Source organism: Cellulosimicrobium sp. CUA-896 (assembly GCF_001942335.1).
Taxonomy (GTDB): domain Bacteria; phylum Actinomycetota; class Actinomycetes; order Actinomycetales; family Cellulomonadaceae; genus Cellulosimicrobium.
Genome location: NZ_MKKH01000079.1, coordinates 48,077 through 73,412 on the forward strand (window position 1 = coordinate 48,077; position 25,336 = coordinate 73,412).

The window sequence follows — 25,336 nt, forward strand, 5'->3', positions numbered from 1 at the left end:
CCGGTGCCGTCAGTCGTCCTCCGTCGGGGGCGCGACCACCAGCCAGTAGAAGTCGCGCGAGCCCCATGTCATCACGACCTCGCCGTCCTCGCTCACGCGCGGGAAGTGCGCCCCGCCGAAGACGTCGAGCAGGTCGGCGCCGACGTGGTCGGGGAGACGGATCGTCGCGGACCGCGCGGTGGCCGACAGGTTGGCGGCGCACAGCAGCGTCTCGGTGGGCGTGCGGCGCAGGAACGCGATGATCGACTCGTTGTCGCACTCGAGCGCGACGAAGTCGCCCGTGCCGAAGCCGGGGTGGCGGCGGCGCACCTTGAGCATGCCGTGCACCCAGTGCAGCAGCGAGGTCGACTGCTCGAGCTGGCCCTCGACGTTGACGTACCCGTAGTGGTGCACGAGCGACTGGATGAGCGGCAGGTAGAGCTTGCCCGGGTCCGCGGTGGAGAACCCCGCGTTGCGGTCCGGCGTCCACTGCATCGGGGTGCGGACGGCGTCGCGGTCGGGCAGCCAGATGTTGTCCCCCATGCCGATCTCGTCGCCGTAGTACAGGCACGGGCTGCCCGGCAGGGACAGCAGGAGCGCGTGCGCGAGCTCGACCTCCTTGCGCGAGTTGTCGAGCAGCGTCGCGAGCCGTCGGCGGATGCCGACGTTGGCGCGCATGCGCGGGTCCTGCGCGTACCAGCCGTACATCGACGCGCGCTCCTCGGTGGAGACCATCTCGAGCGTGAGCTCGTCGTGGTTGCGCAGGAACGTGCTCCACTGGCCGCCGCGCGGGATCTCGGGCGTGTCCGCCAGGATCTCGAGCAGCTGGTTCGCGCGCTGGTCGCGGATCGCGTAGTAGATGCGCGGCATGACGGGGAAGTGGAAGCACATGTGGCACTCCGGCTCCTCCTCCGTGCCGAAGTAGTCCACGACCTCGCGCGGCCACTGGTTCGCCTCGGCGAGCAGGATGCGGCCGGGGAACTCGGTGTCCACCATCGTGCGCACGCGCCGCAGGAAGTCGTGCGTGCGCGGCAGGTTCTCGCAGTTCGTGCCCTCCTCCTCGAACAGGTAGGGCACGGCGTCGAGCCGGAAGCCGTCCACGCCCATCTGGAGCCAGAACCGCGCGACGTCGAGCATGGCGTCCGCGACGCGCGGGTTCTCGAAGTTGAGGTCCGGCTGGTGGGAGAAGAACCGGTGCCAGAAGAACTGGCGCCGCACGGGGTCGAAGGTCCAGTTCGACGTCTCGGTGTCGACGAAGATGATGCGCGCGTCCGGGTAGCGCGAGTCGTCGTCGCTCCACACGTAGAAGTCGCCGTACGGCCCTCCGGGTCGGCGCGGGACGCCTGGAACCAGGGGTGCTGGTCGCTCGTGTGGTTCATGACGAGGTCGATGACGACGCGGATCCCGCGCGCGTGCGCCTCGCTGACGAGCTCGGCGAAGTCGGACGTCGACCCGTACTGCGGGGCGATCGCGGTGTAGTCCGAGACGTCGTAGCCGCCGTCGCGCAGCGGCGAGGGGTAGAACGGCGGCAGCCACAGCGCGTCGATCCCGAGCCACTGGAGGTAGTCCAGGCGGTCGATGAGCCGCGCAGGTCGCCCGTCCCCGTGCCGTCGGAGTCCGAGAACGCCCGGACGATGACCTCGTAGAACACCGCCGTGCGGTACCACTCCGGGTCGTCGGACAGGCCGGGGCGCGCGTCGACGGGCGGGACCGGCTGGCGGCGCGGGGGCAGCGCCGCGATCGGCACGGGTGCCGTCACGGGCGGCACGGGGGCGGGGCCGGCGGACACGCCGCGCGGTGCGGTCGGCGGCGTCGTCATGCGGGCCTCACGTGCACGACGTGCGCCACCTGGCGCCACGGCTCGAGACGCACGTACACGTCCTGACCCCAGCCGTAGCTCTCGCCCGACAGCTCGTCGTGCGCGACGAACGACGGCGACCACGGGTCGTGGCCCGGCGGGGGCTCGGGCAGGCCGAGCGCGGCGAGGTCGAGGTGCACGGTGGACTCCTGCGGCGATTGGGGGTCGAGGTTGACGACGACGACGACGGTGTCCGCCTCCCCCGTGGGGGAGTGCTCGGCGGGCAGGTGCCGGGAGAACGCGAGGACCTGGTCGTTCGTCGTGGGGTGGACCGTGAGGTCGCGCAGCTGGCGGAGCGCGGGGTGGTCGCGGCGGACCTCGTTGAGGCGCGTGAGCAGCGTCGCGATGCCGATGTCGTCGGCGGCCGCCCAGTCGCGCGGCTTGTACTCGTACTTCTCGTTGTCGATCTGCTCCTCGACGCCCGGCCGGGGCACGTTCTCGACGAGCTCGTACCCGGAGTACACGCCCCACGTCGGCGAGCCGAGGGCGGCGAGCACCGCGCGCACCGCGAACCCGGCGACGCCGCCGTGCTGGAGGTAGGGCGGGAGGATGTCGTGCGTGGTCGGCCAGAACGACGGGCGCATGTAGCTCCCCGCCGGTCCCGAGACCTCCTCGAGGTACTCCGCGAGCTCCTCGCGCGTGTTGCGCCACGTGAAGTACGTGTACGACTGGTGGAACCCGATGCGCGCGAGCGTGTGCATCATCGCGGGCTTGGTGAATGCCTCCGACAGGAAGATCACCTCGGGGTTCGTGCGGCGGACCTCCGCGAGCAGCCACTCCCAGAAGTCGAGCGGCTTGGTGTGCGGGTTGTCGACGCGGAACGCGGTGACGCCCCGCTCGATCCACACGCGCACCACGCGCAGCACCTCGGCGTAGATGCCCGCGGGGTCGTTGTCGAAGTTCAGCGGGTAGATGTCCTGGTACTTCTTGGGCGGGTTCTCCGCATAGGCGATGGAGCCGTCGACGCGCGTCGTGAACCACTCCGGGTGCTCGCGGACCCAGGGGTGGTCGGGCGAGCACTGCAGCGCCAGGTCGATCGCCACCTCGAGCCCGTTGCGCCGGGCCTCCTTGACGAACGCCCGGAAGGTGCGCTCGCTGCCGAGCTCCGGGTGGATCGCGTCGTGGCCGCCGTCCGCCGACCCGATCGCGTACGGGCTGCCCGGGTCGCCCGGCACGGCGGTGAGGGAGTTGTTGCGGCCCTTGCGGTGCGTGGCGCCGATCGGGTGCACCGGCGTGAGGTAGACGACGTCGAAGCCCATCGCCGCGATCGCCGGCAGCCGGCGGGCCGCGGCGGTGAACGTGCCCGAGCGCCACCGCCCGTCCTTGAGCCGGCGCGCCCCCTCGGAGCGCGGGAACATCTCGTACCACGCGCCGCGAGCGCGAGCGGGCGGTCCACGCGCAGCGGGTACGTGGCCGACGCGGTGACGTGGTCGCGCAGGGGTGCGCGCCCGAGGGCCTCGCGCACCTCGAGCGACGTCGCCGCGGCGAGACGCGCGGCCGCGGGCCGCGTGGCGTCCGCGAGCGCCGCCTCCGCGTCGGCGAGCGCGCGGGCGTCGGCGGGTTCGCGCGCGACGTCGTCGGCCAGGACGCGCTCGAACAGCCGCACCCCCTCGGCCAGCATGAGGTCGACGTCGACGCCCGCCTCGATCTTCACCGTCGCGTCGTGCGCCCACGTGCCGTACGGGTCGCTCCAGCCTCGACGCGCAGCGACCAGTCACCCGTGGCGTCGGGGTGGAGGGTCGCGCGGAACCGGTCGAGGCCGGGTGCGACGTCGACCATCCGCGCCGTGCGCTCGGACCCGTCGGGCGCGACGAGGACGGCGGTCGCGGCGACGGCGTCGTGGCCCTCGCGGAACACGGTGGCCTCCACGGGCACCATCTCGCCGACGACGGCCTTCGCCGGCCAGCGGCCGCCCTCGACGACGGGCGACACCTCGAGGACGGGGATGCGGCCGATGGGGGCGGCAGGGGTGGGCGACGGGGGACGGAGGGGGGCGCTGGCCGGTGGGGTCGACGTCACACGGACAACGTATCGAGCCTGCGGGGGGCAGGCACCTGGGGAGAGGTCGTCGGGCCTGCCGGACCGGCGACGCGGGCGCGTGGCGGACGTCCGCGTGCGCGCGACGCCACGACGGCGACGCGGGGTGTGCGGTCCCGTCCGGCTGCGTACGCTCGTCCCCGTGAGAGCGATCCGACGGTTCACCGTCCGCACCCTGCTGCCCGCCCCGCTGCGCGACCTCGACGAGCTGGCGCACAACCTGCGCTGGTCGTGGCACGCGCCGACGCGCGACCTGTTCGTGGGCATCGACCCGGAGCTGTGGGAGCAGGTGCACGGCGACCCGGTCGCGCTCCTCGGCGCGCTCGGGCCGGACCGGCTCGCCGCGCTGGCGGGCGACGCCGCGTTCGTCGAGCGCGTGCGCGCCGCGGCGGACGACCTGCGCCACTACCTGCAGGACGACCTGTGGTACCAGCAGCGCGCCGCGGCGGGCGACGGCTCGCTGCCGACGGCGATCGCGTACTTCTCCCCGGAGTTCGGGATCACCTCCGTGCTGCCGCAGTACTCCGGCGGCCTGGGGATCCTCGCGGGCGACCACCTCAAGAGCGCGAGCGACCTCGGCGTGCCGATCGTCGCGTCGGCCTCCTGTACGGCGCGGGCTACTTCCGCCAGTCCCTCACGCGCGACGGCTGGCAGGTCGAGACCTACCCGCTCCTCGACCCGGACGGTCTCCCGCTGACGCTGCTGCGCGAGGACGACGGCACGCCCGCGCGCGTCTCGCTCGGCCTGCCCGGCGGGCGCGCGCTGCACGCGCACGTGTGGGTCGCGGCGGTCGGCCGCGTGCCGCTGCTGCTGCTCGACTCGAACGTGCCCGGCAACGACGAGGCCGCGCGCAAGGTCACGGACCGCCTCTACGGCGGTGGCGGCGAGCACCGGCTGCAGCAGGAGCTGCTCCTCGGCGTGGGCGGCGTGCGCGCGCTGCGCCTGTGGTCGCGGCTCACCGGCGCACCGGAGCCGGAGGTCTACCACACGAACGAGGGGCACGCGGGCTTCCTCGGCGTGGAGCGCATCCGCGAGCTCGTGGACGGCGGGCTGACCTTCGACGAGGCGCTCGAGGCGGTTCGGGCCGCGACCGTGTTCACGACGCACACGCCCGTCCCGGCCGGGATCGACCGGTTCGCGCGCGAGCTCGTGGCCCAGTACTTCGGCGGAGACATGACGGTCGAGGGGCTGCCGGTCGACCGCGTCCTCGACCTCGGCGCCGAGGACTACGACGGCGGCGACCCCACCGTGTTCAACATGGCGGTCATGGGGCTGCGGCTCGGCGGCCGCGCCAACGGCGTCTCGCTGCTGCACGGCCAGGTGTCGCGCGGCATGTTCGAGGGCCTGTGGCCGGGCTTCGACGCCCGCGAGGTGCCGATCACGTCCGTCACGAACGGCGTCCACTCGCCGACGTGGGTCGACCCGGCGCTCGCGGCCGTCCAGGCCGAGCGGCTCGGGCTCGACGAGCTGACCGCCGACACCGCGTCGTCGGGCTGGCTGCGCACGTCCGGCTCCGGCGACGGGCCCGCCGTGGCCGACGACGAGCTGTGGGCCCTGCGCCGAGAGATGCGCGGCCGGCTCGTCGAGGAGGCGCGGCGCCGCCTGCGCCGGTCCTGGCGCGAGCGCGGGGCGAGCCCCGCCGAGCTCGGCTGGATCGACGACGTGCTCTCGCCCGACGTGCTGACCATCGGGTTCGCGCGCCGCGTGCCCACGTACAAGCGGCTCACGCTCATGCTGCGCGACCCCGCGCGGCTCAAGGCGCTGCTGCTGCACCCGGAGCGTCCCGTCCAGCTGGTCGTCGCGGGCAAGTCGCACCCGGCGGACGACCAGGGCAAGCGGCTCATCCAGCAGCTCGTGCGGTTCACCGACGACCCCGAGGTGCGCCACCGCATTGTCTTCCTGCCGAACTACGACATCGGCATGGCGCAGTCGCTCTACCCGGGCTGCGACGTGTGGCTCAACAACCCCCTGCGCCCGCTCGAGGCGTCCGGGACGTCCGGCATGAAGTCGGCGCTCAACGGCGGGCTGAACCTTTCGATCCTCGACGGGTGGTGGGACGAGTGGTTCGACGGCGAGAACGGCTGGGCGATCCCGACCGCCGACGGCGTCGACGACCCGGACCGGCGCGACGACCTCGAGGCCGCCGCCCTCTACGACCTCGTCGAGCACCAGGTCGCGCCGCGCTTCTACCACCGCACCGACGACGGCGTCCCCGGCCGGTGGCTCGAGATGGTCCGCCACACGCTCGCGACGCTCGGGCCCAAGGTGCAGGCGACGCGCATGGTGGCCGAGTACGTCACGCGGCTCTACGCTCCCGCGGCCGCCGCCGGGCGTGCGCTCGCCGCCGACGCGCTCGCCCCCGCGCGCGAGCTCGCGCACTGGAAGCGGTCGGTGCGCGACGGCTGGTCGCGCGTGCGCGTCGACCACGTCGACTCCAGCGGCGTCAGCGAGGTGCCGCAGGTCGGCGACCGGCTCACCGTGCGCGCGTACGTCTCGCTCGGCGACCTCCGTCCGGACGACGTCGAGGTGCAGGTCGTGCACGGGCGCGTCACCGAGGCCGACGTCATCGAGGAGTTCACGGCGCAGCCGATCGCCCTCGCCGAGACGTACGAGGCCGGGCGGCACGCGTTCGCCGGCGAGGTCGTGCTCGAGGCGTCGGGCCCGTTCGGCTACACCGTGCGCGTCGTGCCGAAGCACGACGGGCTCCCGAGCGCGGCGGAGCTCGGCCTGGTGGCCAACGCCTGACGTCCTCCGGCACCCACCTGCCGCGAGGTAGAACCCGCGGTCGCGAGATAGAACATCACGGCTTCTATCTCGCGACCGCGGGTTCTACCTCACGACGCCGCGGTTGTCCTGGATCGGGGTCGGTGGCTCTCGGCCGCGTCGCGACTGTCCACAGGCTCTTGCGGGATCGTGGCCGAGGCACCGGTGCTCCGCCAGGCTGGGCCGTGTGAGCACCGACGAACGAACCGTCCGGACGAGTGACCAGCGATCCCGTCGCTCGCGTGAGCGCACCGACCGCACGTCGGACCTGTCGTGGCTGCCGTCGGTGACCCGGTCCTCCCCGGAGCGACGCGCGGAGATCGCCGCCGCCGTGCGCAGCGGCGCGTTGGTCCGGGCCCGGCAGGGGGTCTACGTACGCCCACCGGACCAGTTCTCCTCCCCGGCCGGCGCCGCCGCGAAGCCGTGGTGACGAACGCCGTCGCGCTCGCGGCACGGCTCACCACGGAGTACTGGTTCAGCCACTCGACCGCTGCCGTCCTGCACGGGCTCTGGACGTGGCGGCTCGCCGACGAGGTGCACGTCACCCAGCTCGGCAACCCGTCCGTGCGCCGCCGGACCGATCACGGGGTCAGGCGGCACTGGACGGCGCTGGTGGACGAGGACCGCGACGTGGTCGGCGGTCTGCCGGTCACGTCGCTCGAGCGGACGATCGTCGACTGCGCCCGCTCCCTGCCGCCCGTGGCCGGGCTCGTCGTCGCGGACTCCGGTCTGCGTGCCGGTGCGGACCGCGACCGGATCGCCGTCGTCCTCGAGGCCGCGGCGGGTGGCCGCGGTGTCCGACGGGCGCGTCAGGTTCTCACCGAGGCCGACGGTCGCTCGGAGTCCCCGGGGGAGAGCGTGGTGCGATGGGTCGTCGTCGACGCGGGCCTGCCCCGCCCGGAACCGAACGTCACCGTGCCGACCTGGCGGGGCGCGTACCGGCTCGACCTCGCATGGACGGCCCACCGCGTCGCGGTCGAGTTCGACGGCGCGATCAAGTACTCGGGCGGGGAGTACGGCGACCCGCAGCGCCGGCTCCTCGCCGAGAAGGCCCGTCACGACGCGCTGGTGGAGGCCGGATGGCTCGTCCTGCGCGTGACGTGGGACGACCTCACCGATCCCGACGTCGTCGCGCGCCGGGTCCGGTCAGCGCTCGCGCGGCGGTCCCGCGACGCGGAACTCGTCCGGACGTCCACGAGGTAGAAGCATGGGTCGCGAGATAGGGCTCCGCGGGTTCTACGTCGCGACCGGTAGTTCTACGTCGCGACCTGGGGTTCTACGTCGCGACCCGGGAGTGAGTGCGCCCCCGGCGAGCGGCTGGGCGAGGAGCTCAGGCGAGCTCGGCCGCCAGCGCGCGGCCGGCGACGCGGCCGGAGAAGAGGCACCCGCCGAGGAACGTGCCCTCGAGCGCGCGGTGGCCGTGCACGCCGCCGCCGCCGAACCCGGCCGCCTCGCCGGCGGCCCACAGGCCGGGCAGGACGGCGCCGTCGGCGCGCAGCACGCGCCCGGACGTGTCGGTCCACAGGCCGCCGAGCGTCTTGCGCGTGAGGACGGACAGCCGGACGGCGAGCAGAGGCCCGTCCTTCGGCGTCGTGAGCGGGCGCGGCGGGGACACGCGGATGAGGCGGTCGACGCGGTAGCGGCGCGCCATGGCGGTGGCGACCACCTGCGGGTCCTTGCCGAGGCCGGTGCGGACCTGCTCGTCGCGTCGGTGGACGAGGCTCGCGAGGGCGTCGGGGTCGACGTGGCCGCGCGAACCGGGGGTGGCGTCGACGAGAGCGTTCATGCGGCCGGCGAGCTCCTCCGGGGTGTCGGCCCAGACGAACTCGGGGGACTGCTCGGCGAACCGCGCGACCGGTCCGACGGCGCCCGGCAGCACGCGTTGGGCCAGCAGGCGCACGTCCTTGCCCGTGAGGTCGGGGTTCTGCTCCGAGCCGGACAGGGCGAACTCCGTCTCCATGATCGCCTTGTTGAGCACGAACCAGGAGTGGTCGTCGCCGCGCTCGGTGAGGTGCCGCAGGGCCCCGAGGGCGTCGAAACCGGGGAACAGGGGGGCGGGGAGCCGGTTGCCGTCGGCGTCGAGCCACAGCGAGCTGGGCCCGGGCAGGATGCGGATGCCGTGGTTCGTCCACACGGGGGAGTGGTTCGCGATGCCCTCGGGGTAGTGCCACATGCGGTCCTCGTGGACGAGCGCGGCGCCGGAGTCGGCCGCGGCAGCGAGCGCCAGGCCGTCGGTCGAGTCCGGCACGCCGGACAGCATGCGCCCCGGGAGCCGCCCGGCGGACGCGGGCCACCGCGACGCGACGAGCGCGTGGTTCGCGCCGATCCCGCCGGACGTCACGACGACGGCGCCCGCCGCGATCTCGACCTCGCCGACGACGTCGCGCGAGGACGGCGCGCCGCGCTCGGCGTCCGACGGCGCGAGCACCTGCGCGCGCACGCCCGTCACCGCCCCGTCGGTCACGACGAGCGACGTGACGCGGTGCCGGAACCGGAGGTCGAGCAGCCCCGCGGCGCGGGCGTCGAGCGCGGCGCGCACGAACGGCTCGAGGACGGCGGGGCCGGTGCCCCACGTGACGTGGAAACGCGGCACGGAGTTGCCGTGCGCGCCCACCTGCCCGTCGGACCCGGGCTGCCCGTTCGTGCCGGCCTGCACCGGGTAGCCGCCGCGCTCGGCCCACTGCACGAGCGGGAACCACCGCACGCCGCGGGCGTGCAGCCAGGGGCGCATCTCGCCGGCGGCGAAGTCGACGAACGCGCGCGCCCACGCGTAGCCGTGCCGGTCGGGGCCCTCGCCGCGGTCGGCGCCGGGCGCGAACTGGGCGGAGCCGAGCCAGTCGTCGAACGCCAGCTCGGCGGAGTCGTGCACGCCCATGCGCCGCTGCTCGGGCGAGCCGACGAGGAACAGCCCGCCGAACGACCACCACGCCTGGCCGCCGAGGCTCGCCGCGGGCTCCTGGTCGAGCAGGACGACGCGGCGCCCCGCCGCGGTGAGCTCGCCGGCGGCGACGAGCCCGGCGAGGCCCGCACCGACGACGACGACGTCCACCGGCCCGGCCACCTCGGTGTGATCGGTGTCACTCATGGGCGAAGACTAGAGGACGGGCGGCGGCGAGGGCAGGGGCGTCGCGGTGGACACGTAGACGCGCAGGTTCAGCGGCTCGAGCACGACGACGTCGCCCGGCCGCGCGAGCCCGTCGCCGTCGACGTCCGCGCGGTCGCCGGGATGCTCCCACGCGGAGTCCCAGGCGAGCGTCCACCGCTCCGGCTCGCCGCCGGCCGCGGCGCGGAGCCCCGGCAGCGTGACGTCGACCGGGTCGAGGCCCCCCGCCAGGACGACGAGCACGTCGCTCGCGCCGGGGGCGGGCGCGGTGCGCAGCATCTGGAGCGTGCGCACGCCCGGGTCGTGCCACGTCGCGTGGTCGAGCCCGGCGCCGTCGGCGCCGAACCAGGCGAGGTCAGGCACGCCGTCCGGGACGCCACCGGGCCCGGTCGGCCGGGGGCGCCCGGTGTAGAACGCGTCGGGGCGCAGCGCGGCGTGCTCGCGGCGCAGGGCGAGCAGGTGCCGGGCCGTGGCGAGCAGGTCCTTGCGCCACGGCGACAGGTCCCAGGACACCCACGACGTCTCGTCGTCGACCACGTAGGCGTTGTTGTTGCCGCGCTGCGTGCGGCCCATCTCGTCGCCCGCGGTGATCATCGGCGTCCCCGCGGAGAGCAGGAGCGTCGCGAGGACGTTGCGGATCGAGCGGCGCCGCAGCGGGGCGATCTCGAGGCCGGGCCCCGCGGCTCCCGGTGCGTCGTCCGGGAGCGCGTCGACGGCGTCCCCCACGGGCCCCTCGAGCCCGTGGTTCCACGACCGGTTGTCGTCCGTGCCGTCGCGGTTGCCCTCGCCGTTGGCCAGGTTGTGCTTGTGCTCGTACGCGACGAGGTCGGCGAGCGTGAAGCCGTCGTGCGCCGTCACGTAGCTGATCGAGGCGACGGGGCCGCGCAGCAGCGGGGGGTCGCTGTGCCCGAAGAGGTCCGCCGACCCGGCCAGTCGCGTCGCGAGGTCGCGCACGCCGTGCCCGGCGCGCCCGTGCGCCGCCTCGCGCGCGTCCGCGAGCCAGAACTGGCGCACCGCGTCGCGGAACCGGTCGTTCCACTCCCCGAACGGCGGCGGGAACTGCCCGGTGCGCCACCCGCCCGGCCCGACGTCCCACGGCTCGGCGACGAGCTTGAGCCCGCACAGCACGGGGTCGGTCTGGAGCGCGACGAGGAACGGGTGGTGCGCGTCGAAGCCGTCGACCCCACGCCCCAGGGTCACGGCGAGGTCGAAGCGGAACCCGTCGACGCCCACGACCTGCGCCCAGTACCGCAGCGAGTCCAGGGCGGCGCGGACCACGGCCGGGCGGCGGAAGTCCAGGCTGTTGCCCGTCCCGGTGACGTCCGCGAGCCGCGCGGGCGATCGGCCGTCGTGCAGGTAGTACAGCGGGTTGTCGAGCCCCCGCCACGACAGGTGGTAGCCGTCCGGGCCGCCCTCGCACGTGTGGTTGTGGACGACGTCGAGCAGCACCTCGATCCCCGCCTCGTGCAGCAGGTGCACCATGCCGCGCACCTCGTCGAGCACGGCCTCCGGGCCCGCCTCCCGGGCGGCGCGCGTCGCGTACGCGGCGTGCGGCGCGAAGAACCCGAGCGTCGAGTAGCCCCAGTAGTTGGTGCGCCCGGCCGCCAGCAGGTGCGGCTCGGGGACGTTCGCGTGGATCGGCAGGAGCTCGAGCGTCGTGACGCCGAGCTCGCGCAGGTGCGCGATCGTCACCGGGTGCGCGGCGCCCGCGTACGTGCCGCGCAGGTGCTCGGGGAGCGCCTCCAGGCGCTGCGTCAGGCCGCGCACGTGCGCCTCGTACACCACGGTCCGCGACCAGGGCACCCGGGGCCGCGGTGCGAGGGGAGCCGTCGGCTCCGGCACGACGACGGAGTGCGGCACGTACGGCAGCGAGTCCCGGTCGTCCGCCGGCCCGTCCGCGTCCGGGCCGGCGTGGCCGCGGATCGCCGGGTCGTCGACGAGCTCGCCCACGAGGCCGCGCGCGTACGGGTCGACGAGCAGCTTGGCCGGGTTGTGCCGCAGCCCCGCCGCCGGGTCCCACGGCCCGTGCACTCGGAACCCGTACCGCTGCCCCGGCCGCACGCCGGTCACGTGCGCGCGCCAGACCCCGTACGCCGGGCCCGACAGCGCGACGCGGCGCTCGCGGAAGCGCGCCGGGGCGCCGTCGTCCCCGGTGCCGTCGACGGCCTCGTCGACCTCGTCCAGGCGGTCGACCAGGCACAGCTCGACGGCGGTCGCGTGCGACGCGAGGACCGCGACGTCGACGCCGTCGCCCGCGAGGTGGACGCCGAGCCGCGGCTGGGGCGCGTGCCGGTCGGTCTCGGGCGGCGTCCCGGCGTCTGCGCCGGGCGCGGGGGTCGCGGGGAGGTCGGGGTCCGGGCGGTGAGGTGGAGCGTGCACGTGTCCATTGTGGCCGCAGTCACCGACCTGTCACCGACCAGGCCCCGCGCCCGCCGGTACGCTGCCCTGAGCGGACCCGGCGCGCCGCCGTTTCCGACGGCCAGGCGCACCGGCCACGTCACCGTCCACCGACCTGCCCACAGACCGCCAGCACAGGGAGCGAGCCCGATGCGGATCGTCGTCGCCGTCAAGTACGTCCCGGACATCCACGCCGACCGGGGCTTCGAGGGCGGGCGCGTGGTCCGCCGGCCCGACGAGGGGACGCTCAACGAGCTCGACGAGAACGCGGTCGAGGCGGCCCTGCGGCTCGTCGAGTCGCTGCCGGACGACGAGCGTGCGGCGAGCGAGGTCGTCGTCGTGACGGTCGCCGGCCCCGACGCCGACGCCGCGGTGAAGAAGGCCTTCCAGCTCGGTGTCGACCGCGGGGTGCGCGTGAGCGACGACGCGGTCGCGGGCTCGGACTACTTCGGCACCGCGCGCGTGCTCGCCGCCGCGGTGCGCCGCCTCGCGGAGGAGAGCCCCGTCGACCTCGTCGTGACGGGCATGGCGGCGCTCGACGGACTCGGCTCGGTCGTCCCGACGCTGCTGTCCGCCGAGCTCGGCCTGCCGCAGCTCACGCTCGCGGGCCGGCTCGAGCTCACGGGCGAGCCCGGCTCGCGCGGCGCGCGCGTCACGCGCGAGCTGGACGGCGTCGACGAGGTGCTCGAGGCACCGCTGCCCGCGGTGGTCAGCGTGACCGACCACGCGAACGACCCCCGCTTCCCGAACTTCACGCTCATCATGGCCGCACGCTCCAAGCCCGTGGAGGCGTGGAGCCTCGCGGACGTGGGCGTGGACCCGGCGGACGTCGGGGACGCGGGGGCACGCACCCGCGTGCTCGACGCCGCGCCGCGCCCGCCGCGCCCCGAGGCCGAGATCGTCGTCGACAAGGGCGAGGGCGGGCGCGCGCTCGCCGACTACCTCATCCGCAACGACCTGGTCTGAGAGGACGCGACCGTGACCAGCACCCCTGAGACCACCTCCGTGGCCACCCCGGAGAGCACCGGCAACCGCACCGTCCTCGTCCTGCTCGACACGCCCGGGACCGAGCTGCGCTCGCCCTGCTCGAGCTCATCACCCTCGCGCGCCGGGTCGGCCGCGTCGAGGCGGTCGCGCTCGAGGCCCCGAGCCTCGAGGTGCTCGCCCAGCTCGGCGCGTACGGCGTCGGGACGGTGCGCCAGGCCGAGCCCTCCGCCGACGGGCACGCCGTCACGGGCGACGCCCTCCACCTCACGCCGGTCGTCGCGGAGGCGCTCGCCGCCGCGGCGCGCACCACGGGTGCCGACGCCGCCCTGCTCACCTCGTCGTTCCCGAACAAGGAGGCCGCGGCGCGGCTCGCGCACCTCACGGGCGCGGGGCTCGTGATCGACGCCTCCGGCCTGCACGACGACGGCACGCACCTCGTCGCGGACAAGCGCGTCTTCGCCGGCTCGTGGGACGTGCGCAGCGCCGTGACGACGGAGCTCGCCGTCCTGACGGTCCGCGCGAACGCCGTCGTGCCCGAGCCGGCGCCCGAGGCGGTCGCGGTCGAGGTCGTGGGTCTCGGCGTCGAGGTCTCGGCGGCGGCGACCGCGGCGCGGGTCGTCTCTCGCACCGCGCACGAGACGTCGGGCAGCGGCCGTCCCGCGCTCGGGGAGGCCGCGATCGTCGTCACGGGCGGGCGCGGCACGAACGGCGACTTCGCCCCCGTGGTCGAGCTCGCCGACGCGCTCGGCGCCGCGGTCGGGGCCACGCGTGACGCCGTGTACGAGGGCTGGCACGACCAGTTCGTCGGGCAGACCGGCGTCACCGTGGCCCCGCGCCTGTACATCGGCGCGGGCGTCTCGGGCGCGCCGCACCACCGGGGCGGCATGCAGGCGGCGCAGGTCGTCGTCGCGGTGAACAACGACCCGGAGTGCCCGCTGTTCGAGATCTCCGACTTCGCGGTCGTGGGGGACCTCGCCGAGGTGCTGCCCCAGGCCGCGCAGGCGATCCGCGAGCACCGGTCGACGCCGCGGTAGCCGCCCTGCCGCACAGCGCGCGCCCAGAGTTCACCCGCTGGTCGCCCGGCGGCCGGGGTGGCGTCATCCGACGTCCCTAGCGTGCGGGGCAGCTCCTCGGCCGCGAGGAGTCCCCCCACCTCGTGGAGACGACCGATGACGACCACTCCCGCCCCCGAGCAGCGCTCGCTGCTGCCCCTCGCCCCCCACGCGCGCGGCAAGCGCAGCCCCGTGACGTGCCGGCTCAAGTGCGCCGACGCGTGCTCGCACGCGGCGCCGAACGCGAGCGACAACGAGTACTTCCGCGACGTCGCGGGCCGCGCGCTGTCCCGCCGCGCGCTGCTCGGCGGTCTCGCCGTGGGCGCGGCCGCGTCGTGGTCGGCGCGCAGACGGTCGCCGCACCGCCTGCCGCGGCCGAGGGGGCGGTCGCGACCGGCCGTGGCCACGGGCACGGCCACGGCCGCCCGCCCCGCGGCCTGGCCTTCGGTCCGATCGCGCCGCAGGCCGCCACGACCGACGCGCTGGTCGTGCCGGACGGCTACGCCTGGCGCCCGATCATCCGGTGGGGCGACCCGATCCTGCCCGGGGGCGAGGACTTCGACGTCGCACGTCAGACACCGGAGCGGCAGGCCCGCCAGTTCGGCTACAACAACGACTACCTCGACATCCTCCCGCTCGAGCGCTCGCACCATCTCGCCAACTGCCGCACCCCCGGGCGCGGTCCCGGCCGTGGCACGCGCGGGCTCCTCGTGACCAACCACGAGTACACGAACCCCGCGATCATGTTCGACGACTCCTACGACGCCCCGACGCGCCGCGCCATCGAGCGCGCCGCGCACGGCATGTCGGTCGTCGAGGTGCGCCGCCGCCGCACGGGCGAGCCGTGGGAGCACGAGCGCCGCAGCCGCTTCAACCGTCGCGTGCACCTGGGCACCGAGTTCCGCATGACGGGGCCGGCGGCGGGCTCGGACCTGCTGCGGACCGTCGCGGACCCGACCGGCACGCGCGTGCTCGGCACGCTGAACAACTGCGCCGGCGGCACGACCCCGTGGGGCACGGTGCTGTCGGGCGAGGAGAACTTCCACGGGTACTTCCGCACCGCAGGCCAGGCGCCGACGCGCGCTACGGCCTGCGGGACGCCCCGACGGGCTACGGCTGGGAGCTCGACGACCCGCGCTTCGACGCCCGCAACCCGGGGTACGAGAACGAGCCGCACCGCTTCGGCTGGGTCGTCGAGATCGACCCGTACGCGCCGGACGAGCCGCCGGTCAAGCACACGGCGCTCGGCCGCTTCAAGCACGAGGGCGCGAACGTCATCCTGTCGCGCCGAGGCCACGCCGTCGCGTACATGGGCGACGACGAGCGCTTCGACTACGTGTACAAGTTCGTCTCGTCGCGGACGATGCGCTCCGGCACCAGCGCGTGGGCGCGCCGGCACAACAAGGCGCTGCTCACCGAGGGCTCGCTGTACGTCGCGCGGTTCCGCGGCGACTCGCCGGCGGTGGAGATCGACGGCTCGGGCCGGCTGCCGTCCGACGGCGCGTTCGACGGTCGCGGCGAGTGGCTCCCGCTCGTCGTCGACGGGCGCAGCGCGGTCGAGGGCATGTCGGTCGAGGAGGTGCTCGTGCACACGCGCCTCGCGGCCGACCGGGTCGGGGCGACGAAGATGGACCGCCCCGAGGACGTCGAGCCGAACCCGGTGACCGGACGCGTGTACGTGGCGTGCACCAACAACACGGCGCGCGGGCCGGCGGGCGCGGAGGCCGCCACCGAGCCGAACCCCCGGAACGCCAACCGCGACGGCCACGTGGTGGAGATCGTCGAGGACCGTGACGACGCCGCCTCGCGCACGTTCTCGTGGAACCTGCTGCTCGTCGCGGGCGACCCGTCGACCAACGGCTCGACCTACTTCGCGGGCTACCCGACGGACAAGGTCTCGCCGATCTCGTGCCCCGACAACCTCGCGTTCGACGCCGAGGGAAACCTGTGGATCTCCACCGACGGCCAGCCGGGCACGATCCAGAGGTGCGACGGACTGTTCAAGGTGCCGCTCACCGGGCGCGAGCGCGGGCACGTCCAGCAGTTCCTGTCCGTGCCGCGCGACGCCGAGACGTGCGGCCCCGTCGTCGACTCGCAGGACCGCATGGTGTACGTCGCGGTCCAGCACCCGGGGGAGGACGGCACGTTCGCGGCCCAGACCTCGTACTTCCCCGACTACGTCACGCCGGGCGCGCCGGTGCCGGCGGGCGCGTTCGCCGGGCCGCGGCCCGCCGTCGTGCAGGTCTGGCAGGACTGACGGGACCGACGGGAGGCTCAGCCGTCGCAGAGCCCGATCTGCTCGAGCCACGCCACGGCGGCCGCTCCCTGGGCGCGCTGCGAGGCACGCAGGTGCGGCAGGCCCGGTGGGGCGGGCCGCCGCGCGTGGTGCAGGTAGTACCCCGCGAGGCCGGCGACGACGGACCGGACGTCGGCCGGGTGCACGCCGCGCCCGAGCGGGTGGGCGTCGAACGTCGCGGCGGCCCACGCACCACCGCGGGCGCGCCGCGCCGCGTCCGCGGTGACCGGCACCGGCTCGACGACGTCCGCGACCCCCTGCACCACGACGCCCGGCAGGAACATCGCCAGGTCGAGCCACGGAGCCCCGCGCGAGGCGTACGCCCAGTCGACGAGGAGGGCGGACGACGGCGTCAGCACGAGGGTGTCGGCGCGCACGTCGCCGTGCACGAACGACTCGCCCTCGCACGCGACGAGCACGCCGCGCTCCGCCTCGACGAGCGCGTCCAGGTGGTCCGCCGCCCACGGCACGAGCCGGGCGAGGTCGGGCTCCGGGTCGTCGCGCAGGGAGCGCCACCCGGTCGCGAGGTCGGCGAGCTCGGGGCCGGCGGGCGCCAGCCGCGCCTCGCGCGCGCCCGGGAGGGAAGCCGCCGTCTCGAGCGCCACGAGGACGAGGTCGAGCTCGTCCGGGTCCCACGGCGTGGCCGGCGCGCGTCCGTCGACGACCTCGAACGCCACCATCCCCCAGTCCTCGTCGCGCAGCGCCCACGCCAGGCGCGGGGTGGGCATGGCCCGCGGCAGGTGCCGGGCCACGTAGACCTCGGCGCGGTAGCGGGCGATGACGGCGGGGCTGTCCGTCACCCGCGTCGCCTTGACGAAGTACCGGGCGCCGTCCTCCAGCTCGAGGAGCGACGCCACCTGCGACACCGACGACGCCGGGTACGGCGTCTCCGCGACGACCCGGGCCCCGGCCGTGGCCTCGATCTCGGCGCGCACCGTGGGCGGCAGGTCGCTCCAGCGCAGCACGCGGTGGCGCGCGAGCGGGACGTCGTCGGCCTCCTCGACGGCGGTCGAGAGCTCGTCGGACATGGTGGTGGTGCTTTCCTCGGTCGATGGCTCGGCGTGCCGGCGCCCGCCGGGCGGAGCAGGTCGCGCGGCGGTCGGGCGTCGCGGCTGCCGCGGTCCCGGCGCCGTGCCCGCCGGGTCGCGGCCGGGCACAGACCCCTGACAAGGTAGCGCGTCCACGACGGATGTCCAGCACCGGTCCGGGCGCCCGGAGCGCGTCGCGCCGGGGGCTCCGTAGACTGGGTGACCGTGACCCTGCCTTCCGGCCCGTCGCGCCGTGCGACGAGCGGGCCGCGGCCCGCACCGCGCGTCGCGTACCTCGACCACGCCGCGACGACCCCCCTCACGGACGCGCCCGCGACGCCCTCGTCGAGGAGCTCTCGCGCACCGGCAACCCCTCCTCCCTGCACGCCGCCGGGCGGGCGGCGCGACGCACCGTCGAGGAGGCGCGCGAGGCGGTCGCGACCGCGCTCGGGGCGCGCCCGAGCGAGGTCGTCCTCACGGCGGGCGGGACGGAGGCGGACAACCTGGCCGTCAAGGGTCTGTTCTGGGGCCGCAGGACCACCGACCAGCGTCGCCGGCGGATCGTCGTCTCGGCGGTCGAGCACCACGCGGTGCTCGACCCGGCGTTCTGGATGGCGGAGCACGCCGGCGCCGAGATCGTCCTGCTCCCCGTCGACCACCTCGGCCGGGTGGACCTCGACGCGCTGCGGGCCGAGCTGGCCGAGCACGCCGAGGAGATCGCGCTCATCTCCGTCATGTGGGCGAACAACGAGGTCGGCACACTCCAGCCGGTGCAGGAGGTCGTGCAGCTCGCACGGCCCCACGGCATCCCCGTGCACTCCGACGCCGTGCAGGCCGTCGGGCAGGTCCCTGTCGACTTCGCCGCGAGCGGTCTCGACGCGATGACGGTCTCGGGCCACAAGCTCGGCGGCCCCGTCGGGGTCGGCGCGCTCGTCGCGCGCCGCGACGCCCCGCTCACGCCCGTGCTGCACGGCGGCGGCCAGGAGCGCGGCGTGCGCTCGGGGACGCTGGACGTCCCGGCGATCCGCGCGTTCGGCGTGGCGGTCGCGACGCGGTCGTCCACCGCGAGGAGCGTGCGCGCCACCTCGCCGCCCTGCGCGACGAGCTCGTCGCGGGCGTCCGCCGACGGGTCCCGGACGCGGTCCTCAGCGGGCCCGAGCCCGCCTCGACGGACACGGACGGCACCGCCGGCGTGCTGCCCCCGCGCCTGCCCGGCAACGCGCACTTCACGTTCGCCGGTGCCGAGGGCGACTCGCTGCTCTACCTGCTCGACTCCGCGGGGGTCCAGGCGTCCACCGGCTCGGCCTGCCAGGCCGGCGTGCCGCAGCCCTCGCACGTCCTGCTCGCCATGGGCGTGCCCGAGCCGGTCGCGCGTGGCGCGCTGCGGTTCTCGCTCGGGGTCACGTCCACGGCCGACGACGTGGCCCTCCTGCTCGAGGCGCTGCCCGCCGCCGTGGACCGCGCGCGGGCGGCCGGTCTCGCGTCGTCGGGCACGTCGCGCGCCGTCGCCGCCGGCATGGCGGGAGGTGCCGCATGAGGGTACTGGCCGCCATGTCCGGGGGCGTGGACTCGGCCGTCGCCGCGGCGCTCGCGGTGGAGGCCGGGCACGACGTCGTGGGCGTGCACATGGCCCTGTCGCGGAACCGGGACCAGTTCCGCACCGGCTCGCGCGGGTGCTGCTCGATCGAGGACGCGGGCGACGCGCGGCGCGCGGCCGACGTGCTCGGCATCCCGTACTACGTGTGGGACCTGTCGGAGCGCTTCGAGGACACCGTCGTCGCCGACTTCCTCGCGGAGTACGAGGCGGGCCGCACCCCCAACCCGTGCGTGCGGTGCAACGAGCACATCAAGTTCGAGGCGCTCCTCGACAAGGCGACCGCGCTCGGCTTCGACGCCGTCGCGACCGGGCACTACGCGCGCGTCGTCGAGCGCGACGTGCGCGAGCTGCACCGCTCGCCGAACACCGCGAAGGACCAGTCCTACGTCCTCGCCGTCATGGGGCCGGGGCGGCTCGCGCGCGCGATGTTCCCGCTCGGGGACTTCGCGTCGAAGGACGAGGTCCGCGCCGAGGCGGCGCGGCGCGGCCTGTCGGTCTCGGCGAAGCCCGACTCCTACGACATCTGCTTCGTCGCCGACGGCGACACGCAGGGCTTCCTGCGCGAGCGCCTCGGCTCCCGCCCGGGCGAGGTCGTCGACGTCGACGGCCGCGTGCTGGGCGAGCACGACGGCGCCTACGCGTACACGGTCGGCCAGCGCAAGGGCCTCGGCATCGACCGGCCCGCGCCGGACGGGCGGCCGCGCTACGTCCTGGACGTCCAGCCCGCGGCGAACCGTGTCGTCGTCGGCCCTGCCGAGCTCCTCGGCGTCGACCGGATCGAGGCCGGGGGAGCCGTCTGGTTCGACGGCGTGCTCGACGGCCCGGGTGCCGTCGCGGCCCCCGGCGAGCCGTTCGACGCGCAGGTGCAGGTGCGGGCGCACGGGAGCGCCGTCCCGGCCCGCGTGCGCGCGACCGCCGGGCCCGCCGGCGAAGCCCTCGCCGAGGTGGAGCTCACGGGCGACCCGCTGCGCGGCGTCGCCGCGGGCCAGTCCCTCGTCGTCTACGCCGGGACACGGGTGCTGGGCCAGGCCACGGTCGACCGCGCGTCCCGGGCGCGCCGGGGCGGGGCGGACGGCGGGGACGCCGCCCGCGCCCCTCAGCCGGCGCGGACGTGACCCGGCGGCGCCGCGAGCGCGCGGACGAGCGCGGCCTCGTCCCGCACGCACCAGTGCTCGGCCTCGCGCCCGTCCGCGAAGCGCAGGACGTGCATCTCGCGCACCGTGAACCGGCGACCGGTCGGCGGCACGCCCCGGTAGTAGCCGGTGTGGCGCGCGCTCAGCTCGAGGTGCAGGGCGACGAGGTCGCCCTCGGCGATCGCGTGCCGCACCTCGACGCGCTGGTCGGCGAACGCGTCGGAGTACCAGTGCATCGTCGCGAGCAGGCTCTCGACGCCGCCGGCGCGCCCGTGCGCCGGGTCGTGGTCGTGGAAGCCGGGCGCGAGCAGCGTCGTGAGGGCTTGCGCGTGGTTGCCGGGGATCGCCTGGGTGTGCACCGCGATCGCGACCGCCTTGTTGTCCGTCATGTCGACCTCGTCCGTGCGCAGGGCGAGCCGTGCGGCCCCCGGGCCCCGGCGGGGCCCCGGCGCGGCTGCGTTCCCCGAGTTCCTCAGGAGAGAGGAGAGCGGTCCGTGCTCCGTGACACCGACACCGACACCGACAGCGACACCGACGCCGACAGCGACACCGACACCGGTGCGACGCGTGCCGTCGCGGCGAGGCAGGGGGCACGATGCCCGCGGTGAGCGGGCTCGGCCCGTGGCCCGGCGGCCAGGACGCCGACGCCCTGCAGGCACAGCTCACGGTGCTCGGCGACCTCGCCGAGCTGCCCACGGGCGTGCGCGGCGTGCCGTTCCTCGTCCAGCTGCCCGCGCGCGGGCCCGGCGCCGACGCGACCGGTCGCGCCGCCGCGCTGCTCCCGGGCATGCCGGTGGAGCTCGGGCCGCACGGCTGGAAGCTCGCCGACCACGCCGGCGCGGACGAGCGCCGGGCAGAGGCGTTCCGCCGCGAGGACCTCGAGGCGCTGGCCATCGCCGCCGCCGGGTACGCGGGACCGCTCGCGCTCGCCGTCCGGGGGCCGTGGACGCTCGCGGCGGAGCTGTACCTCGCGCGCGGCGACCGCGTGCTGTCCGACCACGGCGCGGTGCGCGACCTCGTCGAGGCGTTCGCGGCCGGCGTCGCCGACCACGTCGGCGAGGTGCGCCGCCAGGTGCCGGGCGCGGACGTCGTCGTGCAGCTCGACGAGCCGCTGCTCGCCCAGGTCGCGCCGGCGTCCTGCCGACGTTCTCCGGCTACGCGCGCCTGCGCGCCGTCCCGGGCCCCGACCTCGTGGACGGGCTGCGACCCGTGCTCGACGCGGCGCGCGGTGCCGGCGCGACGACGGTCGTCCACGTGGGGCCGGCACGGGCGGGTCTGGCCCCGGCCGTCCTCGCGGGCGCCGACGCCGTCGGCCTCGCCCCGGGGGCGTGGGACGAGCGCCTGTGGGAGCTGATCGCGCGGGCGTCCGAGCGGGGCGTCGGGCTGTGGTTCGCCCTGCCGCCGGCGCGGGTCTCGCAGTGCGCCGGCCCGGCGCTCGGCGAGCTCGCCGACCTCGTCGCGTCCCGTGGCGCCGCATCGGCCTGCCCGCCGCCGCGCTCGACGACGTGACCCTCCTCACCGCGCCGCGCGACGTCGGGGCAGGTCCGGCTCGCACCGTGGCCGGGACGCCGGACGAGCACCGCGCGCTGCTCGCGAACCTCGGCCGTGTGGCCGAGGCCCTGGGGGAGCGTGCGCACGCCTGACGCGCTTTCACCGTGGGCTCCGGCGTGCGTACGCTTGTCCCGGGTCGCGAGCCGCTGCCGCGGGCCGACCTGTGTCCCGTGCGGGACCCCCGTCACCCCTCTCCACCGCGAAGGACCTCTGCCCGTGCTGCGAGCCGTGCTCTTCGACCTCGACGGCGTGCTGACGCCGACCGCCGCCCTGCACATGCGCGCCTGGGAGCGGCTCTTCGCCCCCTTCGGCGCCGCGCGCGGGCTCGCTCCCTACACGGAGGCGGACTACTTCGCCCACATCGACGGCAAGCCGCGCTACGACGGTGTCGCGACGTTCCTGGGCTCGCGCGGCGTGGAGCTGCCGTGGGGCGAGCCGACGGACGCGCCCGGCGAGGACACGGTCTGCGCGCTCGGGAACCGCAAGGACGAGATCGTCAACCGCATGTTCGCCGAGGAGGGCATCGCGCCCTACCCCGGATCCGTGCGCTTCCTCGACGACGTGACCGCGGCGGGCGTGGAGGTCGCCGTCGTCTCGTCGTCGCGCAACACGCCGACCGTCCTGGAGGCCGCGGGCCTCGCCGCGCGCTTCGAGGTCGTCGTGGACGGCAACGTCGCGGCGCGCGAGCACCTCGCCGGCAAGCCTGCCCCGGACACGTACCGGCGCGCCGCCGACCTGCTCGGCGTGCCGGCGGCCGAGGCGGTCGTCGTGGAGGACGCGATCTCGGGCGTCCAGGCCGGTGCGGCCGGCGGCTTCGGCCTCGTGGTCGGCGTGGACCGCGGCGTCGGCGCCGAGGCCCTGCGCGCGCACGGCGCGGACGTCGTGGTGAGCGACCTCGGCGAGCTGGACGTGACGGTCCTCGAGGGCGGCCGTCGCCACGAGGAGGCCGGCGCGTGATCCGCAAGACCGCCGACGAGAAGAGCACGGTCGACCGCACGCGCTTCCCCGCGGACCCGTGGCGCCTCGTCGAGGCGCGCTTCTCGGCCGACGACCTCGGCGTGACCGAGACGCTGTTCGCCGTCGCCAACGGCTACCTCGGCATGCGCGGCAACGTCGAGGAGGGGCGCGAGTCCCACACGCACGGCACGTTCGTCAACGGCTTCCACGAGACGTGGCCCATCCGCCACGCCGAGGAGGCGTACGGCTTCGCCCGCGTCGGCCAGACGATCGTCAACGTCCCGGACGCGAAGGTCATCCGGCTCTACGTCGACGACGAGCCGCTGCTGCTGCCCGTCGCGGACCTCGTCGACTACGAGCGCTCGCTCGACCTGCGCGACGGCGTGCTGCGCCGCGAGCTGCTGTGGCGCACGCCGTCGGGCAAGCGCGTGCAGGTGCGCTCCGAGCGCATGGTGTCGTTCGCCGAGCGGCACCTGGCCGTCATGACGTTCGAGGTGACGCTGCTCGACGACGCGGCCCCCGTCGCGATCTCGTCGCAGATCCTCAACCGCCAGGACGGCCAGGACGAGTACCACGTGCGGTCCGCGTCGCTGGGGGAGGGCTTCGACCCGCGCAAGTCGAACCAGTTCGCGGGGCGCGTGCTCGAGCCCCGCACCCAGTGGGGCGACGACGAGCGCCTCGTGCTGTCGTACCGGTGCCACAACTCCGGCATGACCCTGGCGGTGGCGGCCGACGACCACCTCGAGACCGAGAACGAGTGGGACGTGCGCACGCAGGTCGACGAGGACCTCGCCAAGCACGTCTTCCGGGTCCACGCCGAGCCCGGCAAGCCCGTCCGCCTGACGAAGACGGTCGCCTACCACACGTCGCGCGGCGTGCCCTCGCGCGAGCTCGTCGACCGGTGCCGCCGCACCCTCGACCGCGCGCGGACGCGGGCACGGCGGCGCAGCTCGCCGAGCAGCGCGCCTGGCTCGACGACTTCTGGGCCCGCTCCGACGTCGAGATCGGCGGCCAGCCGGAGATCCAGCAGGCGGTGCGCTGGAACCTGTTCCAGCTCGCGCAGGCCACGGCACGGGCCGAGGGCAGCGGGGTGCCGGCGAAGGGCCTCACCGGCTCCGGGTACAGCGGGCACTACTTCTGGGACACCGAGATCTACGTCCTGCCGTTCCTCACGTACACGAGCCCGCGGTACGCGCGCAACGCGCTGCGGTTCCGCTACCAGATGCTCGACGCCGCCCGCCGGCGCGCGCGCGAGCTGTCGCAGAAGGGCGCCCTGTTCCCCTGGCGCACCATCAACGGCGAGGAGGCCTCGGCCTACTACGCCGCGGGGACCGCGCAGTACCACATCGACGCGGACATCAGCTACGCGCTCGTGCAGTACGTGCGGGCGACGGACGACCGCGACTTCCTGCGCCGCGAGGCCGTCGACATCCTCGTCGAGACGGCGCGCATGTGGGAGGACCTCGGGTTCTGGCGCGCCAACGGCGACGACAACTTCCACATCCACGGCGTGACCGGGCCCGACGAGTACACGACCGTCGTCAACGACAACCTGTTCACCAACGTGATGGCCCGGTTCAACCTCCGCGCCGCCGCGTACGTCGTCGAGCGGCTGCGCGACGAGCACCCCGAGGACCACGCGGCGCTCGTCGAGCGCCTGCAGCTCGGCGTGTCCGAGGCGACGGAGTGGAGGCGCGCGGCGGACCACATGTCCATCCCGTTCGCCGAGGGCATCGGCATCCACCCGCAGGACTCGCACTTCCTCGAGCGCGAGCTGTGGGACCTCGCCCACACGCCCGCGGACAAGCGCCCGCTCCTGCTGCACTACCACCCGCTCGTGATCTACCGCTACCAGGTGCTCAAGCAGGCCGACGTCGTGCTCGCCCTCTTCCTCCAGGGGCACCACTTCACCGCCGAGGAGAAGCTCGCCGACTTCGAGTACTACGACCCGCTGACCACGGGCGACTCGACCCTGTCCGGCGTCGTGCAGTCGATCGTCGCCGCCGAGGTCGGCTACCACGAGCTCGCGCTCGAGTACTTCGTCTCGTCCCTGTACGTGGATCTCGCGAACCTCCACGCGAACGCGTCCGACGGCGTGCACGTCGCCTCCGCGGGCGGCACGTGGTCGGCGCTCGCGAGCGGGTTCGGCGGCATGCGCGACTACAACGGCGAGCTGACGTTCGACCCGCGCCTGCCGCAGTCCTGGGAGTCGCTCACGTACCGGGTCACGTGGCACGGGACGCGCCTGCGCGTCACGGTGCTGCCCGACGCGCTGGAGATCGAGGCGGAGACCGGCGAGGGCACGCACGTGGGCGTGCGCGGCGAGCAGGTCAAGGTCGTCCCGGGCGAGGTGACGCGCGTCCCGCTGGACGGCCAGGGTCCGGTGCGCCCCGGCCGCCCGAGCCTGCGCGCGCTGTCGGGCAACCGCCGCGACGACGGCACGCTCATCACCGCGACGGTCCCGCACTCCTGAAGCTCTCGCCCTGCGGTACCGGGGTCGTCGACCGCGGTACCGCAGGACTGGGACCGAGCGCGGAGCGGGGACGGGCGGGTGCGGGTCGTGGCGGGTCTGGCGGGAACCCGCGAGGGACGAGCGGG

The 25,336-nt window shown here is 75.2% G+C and carries 11 protein-coding genes and 6 pseudogenes; 11 read left to right on the forward strand and 6 right to left on the reverse strand.

Annotation, left to right across the window (positions count from 1 at the left end):
* Positions 1-9: 9 nt before the first annotated feature.
* Positions 10-1,798 (reverse strand): annotated as a pseudogene (gene treS, locus BJF88_RS17660) (maltose alpha-D-glucosyltransferase).
* Positions 1,795-3,856: pseudogene (locus tag BJF88_RS17665) on the reverse strand (maltotransferase domain-containing protein). The pseudogenes treS and BJF88_RS17665 overlap by 4 nt, the downstream one beginning before the upstream one ends.
* Before the next feature lie 160 nt (positions 3,857-4,016).
* Between BJF88_RS17665 and glgP the strand changes: the two are divergent.
* Positions 4,017-6,619 (forward strand): annotated as a pseudogene (gene glgP / locus BJF88_RS17670) (alpha-glucan family phosphorylase).
* Positions 6,620-7,063: 444 nt separating this feature from the next.
* Positions 7,064-7,840 (forward strand): hypothetical protein, encoded by a 777-nt coding sequence (locus tag BJF88_RS17680; protein ID WP_075829751.1) that lies wholly within the window; start codon positions 7,064-7,066, stop codon positions 7,838-7,840.
* Positions 7,841-7,967: 127 nt separating this feature from the next.
* Here the strand turns inward: BJF88_RS17680 and BJF88_RS17685 are convergent, their stop codons facing one another.
* A complete protein-coding gene (locus BJF88_RS17685) occupies positions 7,968-9,722 on the reverse strand; it encodes an FAD-binding dehydrogenase (RefSeq protein ID WP_075829752.1) in 1,755 nt (584 codons plus the stop codon).
* Positions 9,723-9,731: 9 nt separating this feature from the next.
* Positions 9,732-12,119: a glycogen debranching protein GlgX gene (glgX, locus tag BJF88_RS17690; RefSeq protein ID WP_083649260.1), complete on the reverse strand. Its 2,388-nt coding sequence runs from the start codon at positions 12,117-12,119 to the stop codon at positions 9,732-9,734.
* Between the two features lie 168 nt (positions 12,120-12,287).
* Here glgX and BJF88_RS17695 point away from each other — a divergent pair, with 168 nt between their 5' ends.
* From BJF88_RS17695 to BJF88_RS17705, 3 genes and pseudogenes are all read left to right on the forward strand, one after another.
* Positions 12,288-13,103 carry an electron transfer flavoprotein subunit beta/FixA family protein gene (locus tag BJF88_RS17695; RefSeq protein WP_075829753.1) on the forward strand — a complete coding sequence of 272 codons (816 nt, stop codon included), beginning with the start codon at positions 12,288-12,290 and terminating at the stop codon, positions 13,101-13,103.
* A gap of 128 nt (positions 13,104-13,231) precedes the next feature.
* The gene (locus BJF88_RS17700) at positions 13,232-14,158 is read left to right on the forward strand and encodes an electron transfer flavoprotein subunit alpha/FixB family protein (protein ID WP_369824680.1); all 927 of its coding nucleotides are present in this window, start codon (positions 13,232-13,234) and stop codon (positions 14,156-14,158) included.
* 135 nt (positions 14,159-14,293) lie between these two features.
* Positions 14,294-16,433, forward strand: a pseudogene (locus tag BJF88_RS17705) (PhoX family phosphatase).
* A 17-nt stretch (positions 16,434-16,450) separates the two neighbouring features.
* Here BJF88_RS17705 and BJF88_RS17710 read toward each other — a convergent pair.
* Positions 16,451-17,500 (reverse strand): phosphotransferase, encoded by a 1,050-nt coding sequence (locus tag BJF88_RS17710; RefSeq protein WP_083649261.1) that lies wholly within the window; start codon positions 17,498-17,500, stop codon positions 16,451-16,453.
* A 231-nt stretch (positions 17,501-17,731) separates the two neighbouring features.
* On the opposite strand from BJF88_RS17710, the pseudogene BJF88_RS17715 reads away from it, so the two are divergent.
* Positions 17,732-19,037, forward strand: a pseudogene (locus BJF88_RS17715) (cysteine desulfurase family protein).
* Entirely contained in the window at positions 19,034-20,212 is a 1,179-nt protein-coding gene (mnmA, locus tag BJF88_RS17720) for a tRNA 2-thiouridine(34) synthase MnmA (RefSeq protein WP_075829754.1), read from the forward strand. Before BJF88_RS17715 ends, mnmA begins: the two are co-directional and overlap by 4 nt.
* Here the strand turns inward: mnmA and BJF88_RS17725 are convergent.
* Entirely contained in the window at positions 20,194-20,619 is a 426-nt protein-coding gene (locus tag BJF88_RS17725) for an ester cyclase (protein ID WP_083649262.1), read from the reverse strand. The genes mnmA and BJF88_RS17725 overlap by 19 nt on opposite strands.
* 206 nt (positions 20,620-20,825) lie before the next feature.
* Here BJF88_RS17725 and BJF88_RS17730 point away from each other — a divergent pair, with 206 nt between their 5' ends.
* The 4 genes and pseudogenes from BJF88_RS17730 (at position 20,826) to BJF88_RS17740 (ending at position 25,211) form a co-directional block, all read left to right on the forward strand.
* On the forward strand, positions 20,826-21,584 hold the full coding sequence (locus BJF88_RS17730) for a hypothetical protein (RefSeq protein WP_083649263.1): 759 nt from the start codon (positions 20,826-20,828) through the stop codon (positions 21,582-21,584).
* A 151-nt stretch (positions 21,585-21,735) separates the two neighbouring features.
* A complete protein-coding gene (locus BJF88_RS23995; RefSeq protein ID WP_369824676.1) occupies positions 21,736-21,873 on the forward strand; it encodes a hypothetical protein in 138 nt (45 codons plus the stop codon).
* 118 nt (positions 21,874-21,991) lie between these two features.
* The gene (locus BJF88_RS17735) at positions 21,992-22,738 is read left to right on the forward strand and encodes an HAD family phosphatase (RefSeq protein ID WP_075829779.1); all 747 of its coding nucleotides are present in this window, start codon (positions 21,992-21,994) and stop codon (positions 22,736-22,738) included.
* Positions 22,735-25,211: pseudogene (locus BJF88_RS17740) on the forward strand (glycoside hydrolase family 65 protein). The gene BJF88_RS17735 and the pseudogene BJF88_RS17740 overlap by 4 nt, the downstream one beginning before the upstream one ends.
* Positions 25,212-25,336: the final 125 nt, after the last annotated feature.

Bases quoted from the DNA above. Each gene is read 5' to 3' on its own strand.
- BJF88_RS17685 (WP_075829752.1), bottom strand. From the start codon at position 9,722: ATGAGTGACACCGATCACACCGAGGTGGCCGGGCCGGTGGACGTCGTC.
- BJF88_RS17695 (WP_075829753.1), top strand. From the start codon at position 12,288: ATGCGGATCGTCGTCGCCGTCAAGTACGTCCCGGACATCCACGCCGAC.
- BJF88_RS17710 (WP_083649261.1), bottom strand. From the start codon at position 17,500: ATGTCCGACGAGCTCTCGACCGCCGTCGAGGAGGCCGACGACGTCCCG.
- mnmA (WP_075829754.1), top strand. From the start codon at position 19,034: ATGAGGGTACTGGCCGCCATGTCCGGGGGCGTGGACTCGGCCGTCGCC.
- BJF88_RS17725 (WP_083649262.1), bottom strand. From the start codon at position 20,619: ATGACGGACAACAAGGCGGTCGCGATCGCGGTGCACACCCAGGCGATC.
- BJF88_RS17730 (WP_083649263.1), top strand. From the start codon at position 20,826: ATGCCCGCGGTGAGCGGGCTCGGCCCGTGGCCCGGCGGCCAGGACGCC.